Genomic DNA, 19,138 nt, shown 5'->3' with positions numbered 1-19,138 from the left:
CCTCGGATTCGGGGAATTTAGTTGCTAACTTTTTAGCCTTGTTCCACAGTGCGCACAAAAACGATCGTTCTCTTGCACTTTCGTTCCACATTGCGAACAGAAGTGAGCCGTTGAAGCATTGGCAGATGAAGATGTCTCAGTCTCGAATCGGAGATTCATATTGCCCATGCTCATCTCCATCGGTTCCATTCGCATGGTCATATTGCCCATCCGCAGGGGTTCTAATGGCTTCATTTCTGGCATTTTGGGACTACTAGGAGTCGTGACACGCTGCAACAAAACCTCTTCAGAACCAAGCATCAGCGGCACTTCGCTCAACAGACTAATTCCGTTTGCCTGCAATCGAATGTAAGACGTGCGTTGAGATTCGATCTGCAAAATAAAGCTGGAATGTGATTTAAACAACTTCGGCATACTTGACCAAGCGCCAAGCGAGAGGCTCATTTGCTGGCTTTGTTGCTGACCAGAACTCTGGCTTGTCCAAGTCAGCACAGTCTGTGTTCCAACATTCTCGATCGTTAACCGTTGTCCGTTTCCCAAATCTGCTGCGTACATCATGAATTGCCAAACTTTGCAGAATTCCATCTCTACCTTGCAATTTCATTCAGAGAATAGATTGACTTCGTTATATTTCTTGATTCCTAAGATGATGGATTTAGTATTCAGCTTTACAGCTTAAGCAGTTCACTCAATCCTATTAATCAGAGAGCACTATGGTGATTTGTTGTGAAGTTAGCAAACTATGATCCTGGACATTTTTACGACGAACTGTTTGATGCGCCGGGTCGTCCTCGTCCAGAAGTGACTCCGCTCATTGACCGGATTAATTCTTTATCGATCGAAGAAATTCAACATCGTCAGCAAGCCGCTCAGATTGCACTATTCAAAATGGGCGTAACTTTCAACGTCTATGGCGATGAGCAGGGCACCGAGAAAATTTTTCCGTTCGATATTCTGCCTCGGACGATCGCGGCTGCAGAATGGCAGATTTTAGAAAAGGGACTGAAGCAGCGAATCGTCGCACTGAATGAGTTTTTAGCCGATGTGTACGGCGACCAAAAGATCATTCAAGATGGCGTGATTCCATCCGAGATTGTGTTTTCTTCGCGAGGCTTTCTCAAGCCCTGTATGGGATTGAAGCCCCCGAAAGGAATTTGGTCACATATTAGCGGGATGGATTTAGTTCGCGATCGCACTGGAGAATGGTACATCCTAGAAGACAATCTCAGATGTCCTTCTGGCGTGTCGTATGTCCTCGAAAGTCGGCGGATTATGAAAAGCACACTGCCGCTCGTCTTTAATCGCATGAACATTCAGCCGGTCGAAGAGTACCCAAGCTATTTACTCGAAACGTTGCTGAATCTCGCTCCTGATTACATTGAGAATCCCACTGTTGTACTACTGACCCCAGGCATTTATAACTCTGCTTACTTCGAGCATTCTTACTTGGCTCAGCAGATGGGCGTTGAACTCGTCGAAGGTCGCGATCTTGTGATTGCAGACGGTTACTTGCAAATGAGAACCACGAAAGGATTGAAGCGAGTCGACGTGATTTATCGACGCATTGATGATGAGTTCATTGATCCGTTAGCATTCCGCCCAGACTCACTGCTGGGAGTACCAGGACTGATGGATGTTTATCGATCGGGTCGATTAGGCTTAGCCAATGCTTTGGGAACTGGAATTGCAGACGACAAAGTGATTTATGCGTATGTTCCAGAAATGATCCGCTACTATCTCGGCGAAGATGCGATTCTGTCGAATGTTCCAACTTACCTCTGCTGGGAGCCTTCACAATTGAGCTATGTGCTCGCCAACTTAGATAAGCTCGTGGTCAAAGCGGCGAATGAGTCGGGGGGCTATGGCATGTTGATTGGGTCACAATCGACTGAAGCAGAACGAGCAGAATTTGCAGAAAAAATCAAAGCTGCTCCTCGCAATTACATTGCTCAACCGACCCTCTGCTTATCGCGTGTGCCTGCCTTAATGGGCGATGAGTTTGAAGGCTGTCATGTGGATTTACGTCCCTATATTTTGTATGGCGAAGATATCTACATCACGCCAGGAGGCCTGACTCGCGTTGCGTTGAAGCGCGGCTCATTAGTCGTCAACTCGTCGCAAGGCGGCGGATATAAAGATACTTGGGTGGTTAGCTAGCTAGAGGAAAGAACAATGCTAAGTAGAGTTGCAGATTCGATCTACTGGATGAATCGCTATGTTGAGCGTGCTGAGAATATTGCGCGCTTCATTGATGTGAATTTGAATTTATCTCTCGATTCACCGATCGGGGTTGTTCAGCAATGGGAGCCATTGATCCGGACGACTGGAGATTTAGCTATCTTTCAAGAGAAGTATGGAGAAGCCACTGCGGATAATGTAATTCGGTTTTTGACCTTCGATCGCACTTATCCCAACTCCATCATTTCCTGCTTGAATGCTGCCCGTGAGAATGCGCGATCGGTACGTGAAATTATTTCGTCTGAGATGTGGCAACAGATCAATGCGTTCTATCACTTTGTCAATGATGCAGCAGTCGCGGATCGGCTTGATTTTCCTACATTTTTTAGTGAAGTCAAACTTGCAAGCCATCTGTTTGCGGGAGTTGCCAGTGCCACGATGACCCATAGCGAAGGCTGGCATTTTGGACTGATGGGTCGCTGGCTGGAACGAGCCGATAAAACGAGTCGAATTGTCGATGTGAAGTACTTTATTTTGCTTCCTTCGATTCGAGATGTGGGCACAACGTTAGATCAATTGCAGTGGATGGCATTGTTGCGGTCTGCAAGTGCGTATGAGATGTATCGCAAACGTGGCGTGCATCGCATCACCCCAACTTCGGTCGCTGAGTTTTTAGTGCTCGATCGAGAATTTCCGCGATCGATTCGATATTGTATTCGCCAAACTGAGCGATCGCTGCATCAAATCACCGGAACGCCTGAAGGCGCTTGGAATACATCCGTTGAGCGATCGCTCGGAAAACTGCGATCGGATTTAGATTATTTAACGATCGAAGATGTGATGGAATCCGGACTGCATGAATTCTTAGACAGCTTGCAACAGCGCATGAATGATGTCGGTATTAGACTCTCTGAAACCTTTTTTGCAGTCCAACCTGTATAAATTGAATCAGCGCTTACGCCTCAAACACGCTCCGAAATTCCCACGATCGTACTCAAAGTCATCGATAATAATGAATCGTCCAAAGATTGCCCATTGCTCATGCCTAACTGGTTTATTGCTGGCGGACTTGTCATGTATCCGCTTCTGCTTTTCTCAATCCTGGCAGTCGCGCTGATTCTAGAGCGAATTCTTTTCTGGGGCAAAGTCTCCCAACGTCATCAAAGAGTGGCACGAGAAGTGCTCAGCGTCTACAAACGCAACCAAATTGCCGCGTTCCAAATGTTAGAAAAGAACGCCGATTTACCGATCGCTCGGATCTTCCTTGCCGCCCTAGAATTAGAGCAAGCTACGCCTGAAGAATTTCGCCTCGCTCTCGAAAGCGCCGGACTCGCAGAGATTCCTTTGCTCAAACGCTTTAATACGGTCTTTGACACGATCGTCGGTCTTTCTCCCCTGCTGGGATTGCTAGGAACTATCACCGGACTGATTAACTCGTTTGCTTCCCTACGGCTTGGAGATGTTGGGGGGACGAATACACTGGGAGTCACAGGCGGGATCAGTGAAGCTCTGATTTCTACTGCTTCGGGTCTGGTTGTCGCCATCTTCACCCTCTTGTTTGCCAATCTGTTCCGAGGTTTGTACGCGCGCCAGATTGCGCTGATTCAAGAGTACGGCGGACAGTTAGAACTTCTCTATCGTCGTCGGCACACTTTCTAAGTCGTGAGTTAATCGGTCGCTCGTGATCAGTAGCTCAGTGAAATTAATCAACTGTAGGAAAGGTTGAGCCTGAACCCCACACGATCAAATCCAGGATTTTCTATTATGCGCTTGCCCGAAGACCCAGATCTACCTCCCCAAATCTACCTTGCACCCCTGATCGACGTAATCTTTGCGCTCCTGACGTTCTTCATCATGTCTACGCTGTTTCTCACGCGATCGCAAGGCTTACCCGTCGCTCTTCCCAAGGCTGTAACCGCTGAATCTCAAAAAGTTTCTCAAGTCGTGATTACTATCACTCCGAACGGCGAGCTTGCTCTCGATAAAAAACCAATGAATATCAGCACTCTCCCTGCTGCAGTGCGAGAAATTCTTAGCCGAAATCCTAAAGCCGTTGTTGTGATCAATGCCGACGAGAAAGTCCCTCACGGGCAAGTCATTACTGTTATGGATCGGCTGAGATCGATTCCCAACATTCGCCTCGCGATCGCAACTCGTCAGCCCTAAAAAAAGCGGAGGCTTTTACCTCCGCTCCCAATTCGCTAAACCATTTCCTCAATCCGCTCCGGCTCATCCGAAGTATGCGCATCTTCAAACAAGGATGAATAGACCCATCCAGCTAAAACTGCGCCGAGTATCGGAGCCACCCAGAATAACCAAACCTGTGCCAACAATTCTCCACCGACAAATACCGCAGGAGCTAGACTCCGTGCTGGATTCACTGAAGTATTGGTGACTGGAATGCTGATCAAATGAATCAAAGTTAACGCAAACCCGATCGCAACAGGCGCAAATCCACTTGCAACTCGTCGATCAGTCACGCCCAAAATGATCAGCAAAAAGAAGAATGTCAAAAACGCCTCTGCCAAAAAGCAAGCGACTAATCCGTACCCTCCCGGCGAATGTGCGTCAAATCCATTCGTCGCTAAAGGATTCGATCCCGTTAGCGCAAACCCAGGCTTTCCAGACGCAATCAAATACAGAACTCCAGCCCCCACAATTCCGCCTAAAACCTGCGCCACAATGTACGCCAGCAAGTTTTGTCCACCGCGAAACCGCTTCGCCGCAAATAATCCAAACGAAACCGCCGGATTAAAGTGTCCACCTGAAATTCCACCGACCGCGTAAGCCATCGTCAGCACCGTCAACCCGAATGCTAACGACACGCCAACCAAACCAATTCCTAGCGGAAACGTCGTATTCTCACCAATCTTGGCTGTATCTGCTGTATAAGCTGCTGCCAAGACTGCACTTCCGCATCCCCCAAAGACCAGCCATAATGTGCCTAGAAACTCTGCTGCACATCGTTTTAAAAGAGACATAAACTAAGCCTCGCTTTAGTATTCTATAAAACCAAAAAATTGTCTCAGCAGTATATTCATAGTACAAGGACATAAACTACCGCCGGGATAAAATGATCGAGCTTTGTTGGAACCTAGATGAAACTACGGACATCTCTGCTCAGACGCATCTATTTTTTGGTAAGGCATAATTCTATGGTTTCACGAATCATTCGCTTCTAATTTTTGTAGTTAGTTAAGATTTAGTTCAGATTTTTTATTATAAATTGGGCGATTTTCGGGCAAATCAGAATGCTCATCCTCTTGACAGCGATCGCATTTTCTGAAGCAGATGAGGCAGTTCCAATTTTCTTAAGCTTTAATATGGCAAACGTAATAATTGGACATGTCTGATAACATTTTTTTATCAACGAACATAGATTCTCTAAAGTAAGGCTTATTGAAATCCTGATATGATTCTGAAAGTCTGCGCCTATGCACCGGAATCAGTCGAGATTAAAGAAACTGACTCCAAACATGGGATCATGTTGTGGCAAACTGATCCCCAGTGACTAGGGCAATATGCCAACCAATTCGGTCAGAGGATTTCTCTGGTCACTGTTGGTGATGTCTGCTTATAAGGTTTTCCATCGTTTTTCATTACAGGAAGGGAGATATGTCCTACGCTCAAACCAAAACCCAGTCGAAAGCTGGGTATAAGGCTGGGGTACAAGATTACCGCTTAACGTACTACACCCCAGACTACACGCCTAAAGACACCGATATTTTGGCAGCGTTCCGGGTGACTCCTCAACCTGGCGTTCCGCCCGAAGAAGCTGCTGCTGCTGTTGCTGCTGAATCCTCAACGGGAACATGGACGACCGTTTGGACGGACTTGCTGACCGACCTCGATCGCTACAAAGGACGCTGCTACGATATCGAGCCTGTCCGTGGCGAAGATAGCCAATTCATTGCTTACATTGCATATCCTCTCGACCTGTTTGAAGAAGGATCTGTTACCAACTTGCTGACCTCTTTGGTCGGTAACGTATTCGGGTTCAAAGCGTTGAAAGCGCTGCGCCTCGAAGACCTTCGCATTCCGGTTGCATACTTGAAGACCTTCCAAGGTCCTCCTCACGGGATTCAAGTTGAACGCGACAAAATCAACAAATACGGTCGTCCGATGCTCGGTTGTACGATCAAACCGAAACTGGGTCTGTCCGCTAAGAACTACGGTCGTGCAGTTTACGAATGTCTGCGCGGCGGTTTGGACTTCACCAAAGACGACGAAAACATCAACTCGCAGCCGTTCCAACGTTGGCGCGATCGCTTCTTGTTCGTTGCAGATGCAATCCACAAGGCACAAGCTGAAACCGGCGAAATCAAAGGTCACTACCTGAACGTAACCGCTGCAACCTGCGAAGAAATGCTGAAGCGTGCAGAGTTCGCGAAAGAACTCGAAATGCCGATCATCATGCATGACTTCTTGACCGGTGGTTTCACAGCAAACACCTCCTTGGCTCATTGGTGTCGTGATAACGGCGTTCTGTTGCACATTCACCGCGCAATGCACGCAGTTATCGACCGTCAGAAGAACCACGGGATCCACTTCCGCGTCTTGGCGAAGTGCTTGAGAATGTCTGGTGGTGACCACATTCACACCGGAACCGTCGTTGGTAAGCTCGAAGGTGACAAGGCGATCACCCTTGGTTTCATCGACTTGCTGCGTGAGAACTACATTGAGCGCGATCCTTCCCGTGGTGTTTACTTCACCCAAGACTGGGCTTCCATGCCTGGTGTCATGGCAGTTGCTTCTGGTGGTATCCACGTATGGCACATGCCTGCGTTGGTTGAAATCTTCGGCGACGACTCTGTATTGCAGTTCGGTGGTGGAACCTTGGGTCACCCATGGGGTAACGCACCTGGTGCAACGGCTAACCGTGTTGCGCTCGAAGCTTGCGTCCAAGCTCGTAACGAAGGTCGCGACTTGATGCGTGAAGGTGGAGACATCATCCGTGAAGCTTGCCGCTGGTCGCCTGACTTGGCAGCTGCTTGCGAACTCTGGAAAGAAATCAAGTTCGAGTTCGAAGCTGTTGATACCGTCTGATGAATTTTAGATTGCGGATTTTGGGTTTTAGGCTGCACAATAAGCCAAAACCCAAGATCTAAAATCTATTATTCAAAACTCAACTTATGGATCTGAAGCGAATTGCGAAAGATACGACAAAAACGCTGACAAGCTATTTGACGTATCAGGCTGTCCGGGTTGTTTATGCTCAGCTAGACGAAACTGATCCAAAGAAGGCTTACTGGCTGCACAAGTTTTCTTCCAGAGAAAGCATTACAGACGGTGAAGCATTTATGGAGGCTTTGTTTCGCGAACGTCAGGATTTGGCTTTCCGAATTCTGACGGTGCGAGAGCATCTTGCTGAAGAGATTGCCGATGTGCTGCCCGAAATGCTGCGATCGTCAATGCAGCAAGCGAACATGGAGCAACGCCGCAAGCAGCTAGAACGAATGACGCAACTCGATTTGACGACCACAACTGAAGATTCTGATCCTGAACCTAGTTAATTTATTGAGGATTTCATGAAAACTCTCCCTAAAGAGCAGCGTTTTGAAACGTTCTCCTACTTGCCTCCTTTGACCGATGCTCAAATCGCTCGTCAAATCCAATACACGATCGAGAACGGCTTCTTCCCTTGTATCGAGTTCAGCGAGTCGTCTGCTCCTGAGCAGTACTACTGGACAATGTGGAAGTTGCCTTTGTTCAACGCAACTTCTCCTCAAGAAGTTCTGAACGAAGTTCAACAGTGCCGTTCTGAGTACTCGAACTGCTACATCCGCGTCGTAGCATTCGACAACATCAAACAGTGCCAAGTGATGAGCTTCATCGTTCACAAACCAGGTTCTGGTGGAAGCGGCTACCGCTACTAATTTTTGATTCGCAGACTTAGTTTCGCGATCATTTTTAAGGAGATGGATTACCCATCTCCTTTTTTGTTGCATACAATAAAAAAGGGAAAAATGGGTTGAGAGAGATGATTTACTCAACAACGATATGGGCGGAAATCCTTGGCATTACTTCACTCCCTACCAACGTGATATTAATGAAGCACTTCAAAACTTGAGAGAGCAAGAATTCAGGATGGGACGTTACGGGTTTGATTACTGGTTCAATCAAATGTCAACTAATATGCAGATTGGTGTAACTCTCAATCAATCAAATCGCCCTGCAAATGAATTGATTGAGCAGTATGGCAGTGTGCATGAAGCAATAGAAGCCCTTCTTGATCAATCGATGCCAGATGGAACCCAATCAATTCTCGATATGACTCACGTATCGAATCAACCAGAAGACTTTGCGGTTTGCCCGCTTTCTGAGCACGAAATTCGAGAAATATTGCAAACAACTCAGCCAACGCGAGAATTGATTGAGTCTCTTTTACTAGGTGAAGAAGCCATCGATAATTGGCAGCCTTTTGAAATGTTTTGGGATAGCATCGATCGCGGAACCGGGCGCTATATCGTTCTCTATCAGGAAGGAGAACCAACTGAAATTTTCTTCGCTGGCTACTCATTTGACTAGAAGTTTCTGAATTCTATACTTTTCCTCTCTTGATGCTCCAATCGAAGGTGCGTATTCTTCGATAAACAATTTGTCGATCGCTAAATGGATACAGCTCATCGTTCTGAAGCCTAGCTGAACAAATTGGCGATAATAAAGATGGCAATCTCTTGACGAGCATCGCTTATGCAACTAGATGAAATTCAAGACCAAGCTTTGAAACTGTCTCCTGAAGAACGATTGCAGTTAGCAAATGTTCTTATGCGATCGCTTCAACCTACTCCTAGACCAGTTACCAAACGTCAGGAGATAGCTGAGCGATTAATCGGAATGGCACAAACAGATGCCCCACCTCCTTCAGATGAGGAAGTGGCAGCAATGTTAGATGAACGTTTGGCCCAGAAATACCTGTAATGCGAGTCCTTTTTGATACCAATATTTTGTTGGACGCGATTTTATGCCGAGAGCCATTTACAGCAGATGCAGCGTTTTTGATCAGGGCAGTTGGAGCAGATCAAATTAAAGGATTTGTCTCAGCGACTACTCTAACAGATGTCTACTATGTGGTGAAACGGCAGACAAAAAGCGCTGAAATGGCGAGAAATGCTGTAACTGATATTCTTGCCATCATGGAAATTTGTACCGTCGATCGTAATGTTTTAGAGCAAGCAATCCTTTCAAATCAGAGTGACTTCGAGGATGCCGTCCAGATTGCTTGTGCGATCGCCCTGAGTTTAGATGCGATCGTCACTCGTGATGTTTCAGGCTTTACAGATTCAGCAATCCAAGTGTTATCTCCTAATGTCTTGAGAAATCAGGTAGAAGATGCTCAAAACTGAGATTGAAGAACAATCACTTTTAAATAGTTAGCAATTTGAACTTCCGGATTTTTGAAAATCAATTCGTATCTAACGAGTAAGTTTTCATACTAAGAAAATGATCAAACTTACTTATCTCCCCGCAATTTTAGTAGGATTTCGATTTGCGATCGCGCCCTTTCTCCTATTAGATGCTCTCGATGGAGCAGTTACAAATTGGTTTCTTTGCGGTTATATTCTCGCGATCGTTTCTGATATTTTCGATGGCATTATTGCTCGTAAATTAAAAGTGAGCACCCCTCAACTTCGTCAAGCAGATAGTTGGGCAGACATCTGTTTATTTCTCTGTCTTGCTTTGAGTACCTGGCTCGTTTATCCAACGGTTATTCTTGATTTTAAAATCCCCTTATTAATTGCTGTTGCGGCGCAATTTCTTCTATTTTCAATTAGCTTGATTAAGTTTAGGAAGCTTCCCAGTTTTCATACTTACACCGCAAAGGCTTGGGGATTAGCTTTACTCGTGGCAGCGATCGCACTGTTCGGATTCGGTTATGCTCCGACACTTTGGGGCGCGATCGTCCTCTGTTGGATCAATAGTTTGGAAGAAATTGCCATGACATTCATCCTGCCTGCTTGGACATGTGACGTTTTGAGCATTGTTCATGCGCTCAAATTGCGACATGAATGATTAGAGATCTCATCTAAACCAAAGGTATTTGTTACAAATTCGCTCAAAGTGGCAAGACTAGAAGTACTCAAACTCACTGTTCCCAAGCTGCGAAGGAGTGACGATCGATGGAATATGCAATTCCAGAACTAGAACCGATTAGCCGCCAACTGATGAATCTCGATCGACCCAAAAAAGCGAAAATGCTCGTCGTCGATGATGAACCCGACAACCTCGATCTGCTCTACCGGACATTCCGTCGCGATTTTAACGTCCTGAAAGCAGAAAGCGGCATCCACGCGCTGAAATTGCTCTCCGAAGAAGGCGAAGTCGCTGTGATCATTTCTGACCAACGGATGCCCGAAATGAAAGGAACCGAGTTCCTCAGCCGCACAGTGCCGAACTTCCCCGACACCATGCGGATTATCCTTACAGGCTTCACCGATGTCGAAGATTTAGTCGAAGCCATTAACTCTGGACAAGTTTATAAATACATCACCAAACCTTGGGATCCCAACGAGTTAAAAGCCGTTGTCCAACGAGCAGCCGAAACTTATGAATTATTGAAACAGCGCACAGAAGAACTGCGTCGATCGCAATCGCAAACGGCGCTCTTATCCTCGATTGTTGGAGTCGCCCAAAGCGCAACCAGCGTTGAAAGTACATTAGAGCCAATCGCTACCGCCTTTGGTCAAAACTTCCTTGCCGATCTCTGTACCATTCAATTAATTGAAAATGGTGCATTTACGAATAGTGCAACCTATGGTGCAAGTGGTACCTCCGATATAGCAGCATCTTCATTAGTGAAAGAAGCGATCGCATCTCAAAGTATGCAAGTCGCAACCGAAACAGAAGATCCCAGTTTCGGCGCACATCTCGTCGTCCCAGTCACACTCCGAGGCGAAGTATTAGCCGTTCTCTGCCTGCAATGGAAACACCCGCAAAGCCTGAGAGAAGACGAACTGCTGCTGCTGCACCTCTCAGCTCAACAAGTGGCATTAGCCATCACTTGTAGCCGCTCCGCTTATATTGCAGTCGCAGTATAGCCAAATCAGCGTTTCTCTAAAATCCCTGTCGCAACTACACCTCTCGAAACTTAAAATTTTAGAGAGACCCATTTTAGAGAAGCGCTTATCTTAATGAATTCTGATCATATTCAAGCTTTATTCGATCGTATTGCTCCCGTCTACGATGAGCTGAATCACGGACTAAGTTTCGGAATGCACCGCATCTGGAAACAAATGACAGTCAAGTGGAGCGGTGCAAAACCCGGAGATACCTGTCTGGATTTGTGCTGCGGAAGTGGCGATCTGGCTCAAATGCTATCAGAAAAGGCAGGCAGAACCGGACAAGTTTACGGAGTTGATTTCTCAGCGGCTCAGTTAGAGGTCGCACGCGATCGCAGTGAACGCCGCTGCATCAAGCCTCCGATTCACTGGATTCAATCCGATGTCTTAAATCTTCCACTTTCAGACAATCAATTTGACTGCATCACGATGGGCTATGGCTTACGCAACGTGGTTGACATCTTAAGCAGTTTGAAAGAAATCCATCGTGTTCTCAAACCTGGCTCAAAGGCCGCAATTCTCGATATGCACCGTCCTGACAGTGCGTTCGTCAGAACTTTTCAACAGTGGTATCTCGATGAAGTCGTAGTTCCGGCGGCTCAACGCATGGGCTTTACCGAAGAATACGCCTATATCGCGCCCAGTCTTGATAAATTTCCAACGGGTCGCGAGCAAGTTCGCCTTGCCGAGCAAGCAGGTTTTACAACTGCCACCCATTACCCGATCGCGGGCGGTACGATGGGAGTATTGGTTATTACGAAATGAGGCGATCGCCTCTCCTGAAGCCCTGTGGATCTCTCGACGCTCTGGCTATTTGTTGGACCTCCTGTAGTTGGCGGTGTGATTGGCTATTTCACCAATGACATCGCAATTAAGATGCTGTTTCGCCCTTATCGAGCAGTTTATATCGGGCGACGGCGAATTCCGTTTACGCCGGGTTTGATTCCAAGAAATCAAGAACGACTGGCGAAGCGAATCTCTGACACGATTATGGGATCGCTATTAACGCCCGAAGAATTACAAAATTTGGCGCGACGACTGTTGCAAACAGAACGTGTGCAGGCTGCAATTCTTTGGTTGTTAAAACTATCGATCGAACAACTTCAAGAAAGCAAAGAACAAAAAACTGCAAAAATCTTAGGAAGTATTCTGAGAGATCTATTTGGGCAGTCTTTGCCTCGATTGCTGAAGGTTGTAGCCAGACAAGAAGAATTTCTTGAGGATCAGTTAAATCACATTTTTGATCAAGTCATTTTAGAGTTTCAGCTGAGTGAAGAACAAGCAGAGAAGCTGTCAGAATGGTTAATCGAAATTGTCATTCCACCTGATGTCTTGCGGCAGACATTAATCGATTTTTTGACCGATCGTAATATTCAAGTCATCGACGAAGGTTTCCGAGAAAAAACAAGCGGAACTTACTGGGTTGTTGCTAATTTATTTGGAGTACGGAATACTCTAACTCGTCTGAGAACGTTTTGTTTAGATGAGAAAGAAAATAGCAATGCCGTTCTAGCAGAGTTGACTTTCTCGTTAGGAGTCAAGCAGCGATTTAAAGAATGGCTACAGAATCTATCGTTACAAAATCTTCCTGTTGCAACAGTGAGACAACTTCGCAAAACCATGCGGGATAGTGTTCGTCACTATCTTCAAGATCGTGGCTCAGATGTCTTGCAAGGATTGAGCCAATCTGTCGATTGGGAAAATGTCGCATCTGTTGTTCTGAATCGCTTACAAAACTCAGAAGCAGTTCTTTCTTCTCTAGATCTAGTTAGCGAAGAATTAGCGCTCATTTTAGAGCGTTATTTGGAGAAAGATTTGGAGAAAATTGTCGCTCAAGCAATTCCAATCCTCAATATCGATCAAGTGATCACGGATCGAGTAAAAGCGACTTCTCCTGCTGATTTAGAAGCTGCAATTAATGGAATTGTGCGCAGCGAATTACAAGCGATCGTCAATCTAGGTGGAATTCTAGGGCTAATCATCGGAGCGCTTCAATCTGTTTCTCTTATGATTCGCTAAGCTGATCAGGTGAGGTCAAAATATCTTCTAAAATATCAACAATTCCGCTTCTATTCTCATAGACAAACACGAGATGATCTTTCGCACGAGTCATTGCAGTATAAAGCCCTGCTTGTTCTTCAAATTCCTCGGAAATCTCAGCTAGTACGATAATCACAGCATCAAATTCAATGCCTTTGGCTGCATTCCAAGAATCAATCAAAACCGAAGATCGAGCCGTAAAATTCTTATCTCGTTCTGACGAGGTCATCGGTGCATGATGACTCACGCCTAAGCGAAATAACTCCTTGCTGAGTTGAGTTTTTATGGCTCTTGCCTTTTCATCACCTGAATGAAATAGAATTCCGATCGAGGATTTTGCACAACTTTCTAGAGCAGTCTTGACTTGATTTGCAATCTCGATCGCAATTTTTTCTGATTCAATCTGAACTAAAAGAGGAGAAATTCCAGAACTCCGAGATGCTTTCTTTTTCGGTTCAATCAGTTTATCGATCGACGGACTATTTTCGCGTTTTTCGATTTTAATCTCTGCTTTCGCCAAGGCAGGTTGAATAAACTTCCAAGCCAGTTCTAGAATTTCGGGCGAATTGCGGTAATTGAGATCAAAGATTTGCGATCGTCCTACAACATCAATTCCTAGTTTTGCCCAACTCCAGCCGCTTCTCCGACGATGTTCCTGCCCATATATAGATTGAGTATTGTCATAAACAAAGAATAGAGAATTCGTTTGACGATCGAGAACTTTCAATAATGCTTGAAACCATTCATCATAAAAATCTTGCGCTTCATCAACTAGAATTGCTTGATAATTCAAATCCGATTGATGTGCCAATTCAATCAACTTTTGTCTCGATTCTCTTGCTCGATCAGATACATAGCGATATTGAAAATTTTGAAACGCCCAACGATGGAATGTACTACATTCAACAGGATAAGTTAAGTTTGATTCAATCCATCCTTGCATGTAGCGATTGTAGGAAAGAACAAGAATACGATCGAACTTCTCTTCTACCAATTTCTTCACTCTTTGTTGCAGCACCAAAGATTTACCAGAACCAGCTACACCTCGGATTAAAGAATGCCCTCGAAGATTGAAATTCCTTGCCTGCTTCTGGGTCTCATCTAGCTCTGAAAAAATCGACCTCTGATGCATTGTTTTCTGAAAGTCAATCCACTGCATTTTTTTCTCTCAAGCATTGCCTTGCCAGAGTGCCCAAGAATTTAATCTCGATCACTTAAAATCAGTCAGCTAGGAAACGAGATGATGCAGTTTATCGAGGGAGACTTCGTATCATCAGTCTGGATTTCAATCTTGAACGAACTCAACTATTCGTCTTCCTCACTTTTCATTAATTTCTCAATGTCTAATTTTCTCAGCGATTGTTGTTGATTTTTGCGCGATTCACGACGGTACTTCTTCGCTTCTAAACGCGGCTCAAACTGCGTTCCTTTTCCTTTCGATTTAAGCTTTAAAGCTTCATCAGGATCAGTTTGCTGATGAACCTGAATTTCATACGCGATCGCATCTTCCAAAAAATCTAAATAGTGCTCATATCGCTCCCAATCCCCGCGCACAGCACATCCAGGTTCATCTCGATGTAAACAATCACTAAACTGACAGCTTTTTCCTGCTAATTTCTGCCGTATCTCTGGAAAATATTGTGCTAATTCCTGGGGCAAACAAAACAAATCAGGCTGATTAAATCCTGGTGTATCTGCTAATAATCCGCCCGTTGGTAACTCAAAGAGTTCGACATGGCGCGTAGTATGCCGACCTTTCTCTAACTTGCCAGAAACAGCATTAACTCGTAAATCAACGCTTGGAATAATCTGATTAATTAAGCTCGACTTTCCAACACCCGATGGACCCGATGCGACTGTAATTTTGTTGTTTAAATACTGCTTTAATTCATCTAAACCAGATTTTTGACGAACGCTAATAAATATTGGTTGATAGCCCCATTCAGCTAGACGTTCTTTCCATCCTTGCTGCTCATCCTGCGAAACTAAATCGCTTTTACTTAACGCCAAGCTAACGGCTAATCCTGTCGATTCAGCCTTCACCAAAAATCGGCTCAATTGATATGGCTCGATCGTGGGAGATGCTAATGCAAAGACGAGCAAAATCTGATCCACATTGGCAATCGGCGGACGGTCTAATTCTGATTGTCTTTGCAAGACTTGAGAAATTGCGCCGCGATCGCCATTCCAATCTGGTTCCTCAATTAAAACCCGATCTCCCACCATAACGCGTTGCCCGATTTTCTTTAACCGAGTGCGTCGAGTACAGAGCAGCAGAGATTTAGGCAGGCTCTTTTGATGAAGCCGTACCCAATAAAAATTAGCTTGAACTGCTAGAACTGTACCTGTTAATGGCTCCTGATCAGGCTGATCCTCTTCCAAAACCTTGTCATCAGAACTCATAAGATCAGCGACGAATTTTGACCGCAAAAAAGCTCGATCGATCTTCGATGCTCTCAACCGTATAGCCTTCCATCGTCAGGCTATCAGGAACTTGCTCGATCGGCTCACCCGGATCAAGCCAAACTTCGAGCAAAGCTCCCTCTGCCATTTGTTCTAACTTCAACTTCGTCCGCACAAAATTGATCGGGCAAGGTGTCCCGCGTAAATCCATTTGTAGTGCTTCTTCTGCTTGACTCATCCGCCAAAAATCTTCCCAATAAAACCTTCAACACCGCCCTTTCCCACACGATCGCCGCGAATCTTTGCAAGTTTCTCCAGCAATTCGCGCTCCTCAGGAGTAATCCGCGTTGGAATATCCACTGACACCGTGATCAAATGATCGCCTCGGCTGACTGGATTTCCAAGTTTAGGAACTCCCTTATTTTCCAAGGTCAGAACTGTTCCTGGCTGTGTGCCTGCTGGAATGGTCAATTCTTCCTCACCATCAACGGTCTTCACCTCAATGCGAGATCCTAAAATTGCCTGCAAGTAGCTGATTTTGACTTCAGACAAGACATTAATGCCATCGCGCTGGAAATCAGGATCGTCGTTGATGAACAAATAAACATACAAGTCACCCGCAGGTCCACTGCGCTGACCCGCATCGCCTTCACCTGAAACTCTCAATCGGGTGCCATTATCCACCCCTGCCGGAATGGTAATTTTCAGTTTCTTCGTTTCTTGGCGCTGTCCGTTTCCGCTACACACTTCGCACTTCTCTTCAATCATCTGCCCTGTTCCATTACAGGTCGGACAAACTGAAACTTGAGTGAAACTCCCGAAGGGGGTACGAGTCGCCCGACGAACTTGACCCGCTCCAGAACAAGTTGTACAAGTTCTGGGACGAGTCCCTGGTTTTGCACCACTGCCATTACAGTTTGTGCAGGTCTCCAAATGGCTAATCCGAATTTCTTTCTCGCCTCCGAAAACCGCTTCTCGGAAGTCTAATTTCAGGTCGAGTCGGAGGTCATCCCCTCGAACCGGGCCGCCTCTTCGTCGAGTCTGTCCGCCGCCTGGAGCACCACCTGAAAATCCGCTAAAGAAACTTTCAAAGATATCCGCGAAACCACCCATGTCGCCGAAATCTTGATAGCCACCAGCAGCACCAGCACCAGAAACACCAGCCTCACCGAAGCGATCGTATCTTGCCCGTGCCTCCGGATCAGAAATCACCTCATAGGCGCGATTGATCTCTTTAAATCGCTCCTCTGCTCCAGGCTCTTTATTCACATCCGGATGATATTTACGGGCGAGACGACGAAAGGCTTGCTTGACTTCTTCCTTGTCTGCATCACGGGAAACGCCAAGAATTTCGTAGTAATCACGAGCCATAGGGTAGAGATTCAGGGGGTAAGAGGGCTAATAAAGGGATATACAAGGCGTTAAGGTAACGGTCTAGACTCCCTATCTTACTACCCTAACGCCGAACTAATCGACTGTTTCATAATCCGCAGTCACGGTTGCATCTGCCTCAAAGGTGAACCCACTCATATCAGCAGAAACGGTGTCATCTTCAAAACTCATCCGAGAACTGGTATCAGTTTCAAAAGGAGAGCTTGCGACAGGTTGAGCATGTTCATAAACTGCTGAACCAATGGTATACAGCAGTTGCTGCAACCCATCAAGATACGATTTCACCTCATCGATACTAACCTTTGGATCGGCGATCGCGCTCCTAAGTTGAACAATTTTCTCATTCGCTTGCGATTTCAAAGTGTCGCTGATGACTTCACCATTCTCTTTGAGAGTCATTTCATAACTGTGATAGAGGCTATCTGCCTGGTTTTTCAATTCAACCAACTGCATTCGCCGACTATCTTCTTCTGCGAAGAGTTCTGACTCTTGACGCATCCGTTCAATCTCACCCTCGCTCAATCCACCCGTATTGGAAATTTCAACGCTCTGAGCGCGTCCTGTCCCTTTGTCAAGCGCTGATACTTTGAGAATGCCGTTTGCATCAATTTCAAAGGCAACCTCGATTTGAGGCACACCTCTCGGTGCAGGTGGAATGCCCGTGAGTTGAAATTTACCTAGGCTCTTATTATCCCGAGCCATTGCCCGTTCACCTTGCAACACATGAATTTCAACGCAGGTTTGTCCATCCGTTGCAGTTGAGAACACCTGAGTTTTGCTGCTGGGAATCGTAGTATTGCGATCGATAATCCGCGTAAAGACTTCCCCCAATGTCTCGATCCCCAACGAAAGCGGCGTGACATCTAACAACAGCAAATCTTTGACTTCTCCACCCAATACGCCCGCCTGAATCGCTGCGCCGAGTGCCACTGCTTCATCTGGATTGACGGAACGGTCAGGAGTCTTGCCGTTGAAAAATTTCTTGAGTGCATCTTGAACGGCTGGAATTCGAGTCGAACCGCCGACGAGGATAATGCGATCGATATCTTCTGTCGTCAGATTCGCATCTTTCAACGCTTGCTCCATCGGATTGAGCGTCGCTTGAATCAACTCGTTTGCCAGCTCTTCAAACTTAGCGCGAGTCAGTTCTGTCTCTAAATGCTTCGGTCCCGATTCATCGGCAGTAATAAACGGCAAATTAATCGATGTGCTGAGGGTTCCAGAAAGTTCGATTTTTGCCTTCTCGGCAGCTTCTCTCAGGCGTTGAAGCGCCATCTTGTCTTCTGCAAGATTAATTCCTTCTTGTTGTAGGAACGTTTGGCTCAACCAATCTACGATACAAGCATCAAAATCGTCTCCACCCAAATGGTTATTGCCAGAGGTCGCTTTGACTTCAAAAACGCCATCGCCTAACTGCAAAATCGACACGTCAAACGTTCCACCACCCAGGTCAAAGACCAAAACGCATTGGTCTTGATCTTGTTTCTCTAACCCATACGCAAGTGCAGCCGCAGTTGGCTCGTTAATAATTCTGAGAACTTCTAATCCTGCGATCGTGCCAGCGTCTTTCGTCGCTTGACGCTGAGCATCACTAAAATATGCAGGAACCGTAATCACCGCTTGGGTGACTTCTTCGCCCAGATAATTTTCTGCATCCTGCTTCAGTTTTTGCAGGATCATGGCACTAATTTCTTGAGCTGTGTAATTACGATCGCGAATCCTCACATCTACGGTCGCATCTTTCCCATTGACGCAGTTGTAGGGAACCCGTGAGCGTTCGACCTGTGTATCATCCCATCGCCGACCAATAAACCGTTTGATACTAAATACAGTGTTTTCCGCATTAGTGACAGCTTGTCGCTTTGCCAATTGACCGACTAGGCGATCACCCGCCTTGCCAAATCCGACCATACTTGGCGTGGTTCGCCCGCCCTCAGAATTGGTAATGACTAAGGGCTGACCGCCCTCCAACACAGCCACACAACTGTTGGTTGTTCCTAAGTCGATGCCGATGACTTTTCCCATAACTAGCGCTGCCGAAAGTACGCGAGGTGAACGCAGAACAT

General features: G+C 46.0%; 21 protein-coding genes. 14 read left to right on the top strand and 7 right to left on the bottom strand.

Annotated elements, in window-relative coordinates; genetic code table 11:
- Positions 1-24 precede the first annotated feature (24 nt).
- Positions 25-585 carry a zinc ribbon domain-containing protein gene (locus tag LEPBO_RS0117570; protein WP_017288875.1) on the bottom strand — a complete coding sequence of 187 codons (561 nt, stop codon included), beginning with the start codon at positions 583-585 and terminating at the stop codon, positions 25-27.
- Positions 586-726: 141 nt separating this feature from the next.
- Between LEPBO_RS0117570 and LEPBO_RS0117565 the strand changes: the two genes are divergently transcribed.
- The 4 genes from LEPBO_RS0117565 to LEPBO_RS0117550 all read left to right on the top strand — a co-directional run bounded on the left by LEPBO_RS0117565 (position 727) and on the right by LEPBO_RS0117550 (position 4,344).
- A complete protein-coding gene (locus LEPBO_RS0117565) occupies positions 727-2,157 on the top strand; it encodes a circularly permuted type 2 ATP-grasp protein (RefSeq protein WP_017288874.1) in 1,431 nt (476 codons plus the stop codon).
- 15 nt (positions 2,158-2,172) lie between these two features.
- Complete coding sequence (locus LEPBO_RS0117560; RefSeq protein ID WP_017288873.1) at positions 2,173-3,120, top strand: alpha-E domain-containing protein; 948 nt, start codon at positions 2,173-2,175, stop codon at positions 3,118-3,120.
- Between the two features lie 99 nt (positions 3,121-3,219).
- Positions 3,220-3,837: a MotA/TolQ/ExbB proton channel family protein gene (locus tag LEPBO_RS0117555; protein ID WP_017288872.1), complete on the top strand. Its 618-nt coding sequence runs from the start codon at positions 3,220-3,222 to the stop codon at positions 3,835-3,837.
- Between the two features lie 105 nt (positions 3,838-3,942).
- On the top strand, positions 3,943-4,344 hold the full coding sequence (locus tag LEPBO_RS0117550) for an ExbD/TolR family protein (RefSeq protein ID WP_017288871.1): 402 nt from the start codon (positions 3,943-3,945) through the stop codon (positions 4,342-4,344).
- Between the two features lie 35 nt (positions 4,345-4,379).
- Here the strand turns inward: LEPBO_RS0117550 and aqpZ are convergent, their stop codons facing one another.
- Positions 4,380-5,159 carry an aquaporin Z gene (aqpZ, locus tag LEPBO_RS0117545; protein ID WP_017288870.1) on the bottom strand — a complete coding sequence of 260 codons (780 nt, stop codon included), beginning with the start codon at positions 5,157-5,159 and terminating at the stop codon, positions 4,380-4,382.
- Between the two features lie 634 nt (positions 5,160-5,793).
- Between aqpZ and LEPBO_RS0117535 the strand changes: the two genes are divergently transcribed.
- The 10 genes from LEPBO_RS0117535 to LEPBO_RS0117490 all read left to right on the top strand — a co-directional run bounded on the left by LEPBO_RS0117535 (position 5,794) and on the right by LEPBO_RS0117490 (position 13,256).
- Positions 5,794-7,224, top strand: coding sequence for a form I ribulose bisphosphate carboxylase large subunit (locus LEPBO_RS0117535; protein WP_017288868.1), 1,431 nt, complete (start codon positions 5,794-5,796; stop codon positions 7,222-7,224).
- An 86-nt stretch (positions 7,225-7,310) separates the two neighbouring features.
- On the top strand, positions 7,311-7,691 hold the full coding sequence (gene rcbX / locus LEPBO_RS0117530; protein WP_017288867.1) for a RuBisCO chaperone RbcX: 381 nt from the start codon (positions 7,311-7,313) through the stop codon (positions 7,689-7,691).
- Positions 7,692-7,706: 15 nt separating this feature from the next.
- Positions 7,707-8,054, top strand: coding sequence for a ribulose bisphosphate carboxylase small subunit (locus LEPBO_RS0117525; protein WP_017288866.1), 348 nt, complete (start codon positions 7,707-7,709; stop codon positions 8,052-8,054).
- A gap of 124 nt (positions 8,055-8,178) precedes the next feature.
- A complete protein-coding gene (locus tag LEPBO_RS0117520; protein ID WP_017288865.1) occupies positions 8,179-8,706 on the top strand; it encodes a hypothetical protein in 528 nt (175 codons plus the stop codon).
- Positions 8,707-8,871: 165 nt separating this feature from the next.
- Complete coding sequence (locus tag LEPBO_RS0117515) at positions 8,872-9,099, top strand: hypothetical protein (RefSeq protein WP_017288864.1); 228 nt, start codon at positions 8,872-8,874, stop codon at positions 9,097-9,099.
- A complete protein-coding gene (locus LEPBO_RS0117510) occupies positions 9,099-9,524 on the top strand; it encodes a PIN domain-containing protein (protein ID WP_017288863.1) in 426 nt (141 codons plus the stop codon). Before LEPBO_RS0117515 ends, LEPBO_RS0117510 begins: the two co-directional genes overlap by 1 nt.
- A 97-nt stretch (positions 9,525-9,621) precedes the next feature.
- Entirely contained in the window at positions 9,622-10,191 is a 570-nt protein-coding gene (locus LEPBO_RS0117505) for a CDP-alcohol phosphatidyltransferase family protein (RefSeq protein ID WP_017288862.1), read from the top strand.
- Positions 10,192-10,298: 107 nt separating this feature from the next.
- Complete coding sequence (locus LEPBO_RS0117500; RefSeq protein ID WP_017288861.1) at positions 10,299-11,216, top strand: response regulator; 918 nt, start codon at positions 10,299-10,301, stop codon at positions 11,214-11,216.
- Between the two features lie 93 nt (positions 11,217-11,309).
- The gene (gene ubiE / locus LEPBO_RS0117495) at positions 11,310-12,002 is read left to right on the top strand and encodes a bifunctional demethylmenaquinone methyltransferase/2-methoxy-6-polyprenyl-1,4-benzoquinol methylase UbiE (protein ID WP_017288860.1); all 693 of its coding nucleotides are present in this window, start codon (positions 11,310-11,312) and stop codon (positions 12,000-12,002) included.
- 24 nt (positions 12,003-12,026) lie between these two features.
- Positions 12,027-13,256 carry a DUF445 domain-containing protein gene (locus LEPBO_RS0117490; protein WP_017288859.1) on the top strand — a complete coding sequence of 410 codons (1,230 nt, stop codon included), beginning with the start codon at positions 12,027-12,029 and terminating at the stop codon, positions 13,254-13,256.
- On the opposite strand, the gene LEPBO_RS0117485 is transcribed toward LEPBO_RS0117490, so the two are convergent.
- The 5 genes from LEPBO_RS0117485 to dnaK form a co-directional block, all read right to left on the bottom strand.
- Positions 13,243-14,436 (bottom strand): AAA family ATPase, encoded by a 1,194-nt coding sequence (locus LEPBO_RS0117485; protein ID WP_017288858.1) that lies wholly within the window; start codon positions 14,434-14,436, stop codon positions 13,243-13,245. The genes LEPBO_RS0117490 and LEPBO_RS0117485 overlap by 14 nt on opposite strands.
- A gap of 146 nt (positions 14,437-14,582) precedes the next feature.
- Positions 14,583-15,680, bottom strand: coding sequence for a small ribosomal subunit biogenesis GTPase RsgA (gene rsgA, locus LEPBO_RS0117480; protein WP_017288857.1), 1,098 nt, complete (start codon positions 15,678-15,680; stop codon positions 14,583-14,585).
- A gap of 4 nt (positions 15,681-15,684) precedes the next feature.
- The gene (locus LEPBO_RS0117475; protein ID WP_017288856.1) at positions 15,685-15,918 is read right to left on the bottom strand and encodes a sulfurtransferase TusA family protein; all 234 of its coding nucleotides are present in this window, start codon (positions 15,916-15,918) and stop codon (positions 15,685-15,687) included.
- Positions 15,915-17,051, bottom strand: a complete 1,137-nt coding sequence (gene dnaJ, locus LEPBO_RS0117470; protein ID WP_017288855.1) for a molecular chaperone DnaJ — start codon at positions 17,049-17,051, stop codon at positions 15,915-15,917. Before dnaJ ends, LEPBO_RS0117475 begins: the two co-directional genes overlap by 4 nt.
- A 96-nt stretch (positions 17,052-17,147) precedes the next feature.
- Entirely contained in the window at positions 17,148-19,097 is a 1,950-nt protein-coding gene (dnaK, locus tag LEPBO_RS0117465) for a molecular chaperone DnaK (protein WP_026148725.1), read from the bottom strand.
- Positions 19,098-19,138 lie beyond the last annotated feature (41 nt).

It is taken from the genome of Leptolyngbya boryana PCC 6306, assembly GCF_000353285.1.
Classification (GTDB): Bacteria; Cyanobacteriota; Cyanobacteriia; order Leptolyngbyales; family Leptolyngbyaceae; genus Leptolyngbya; species Leptolyngbya boryana.
The sequence above is the reverse complement of the archived record's forward strand: the minus strand, read 5'-3'. Positions and strand labels throughout refer to the sequence as shown.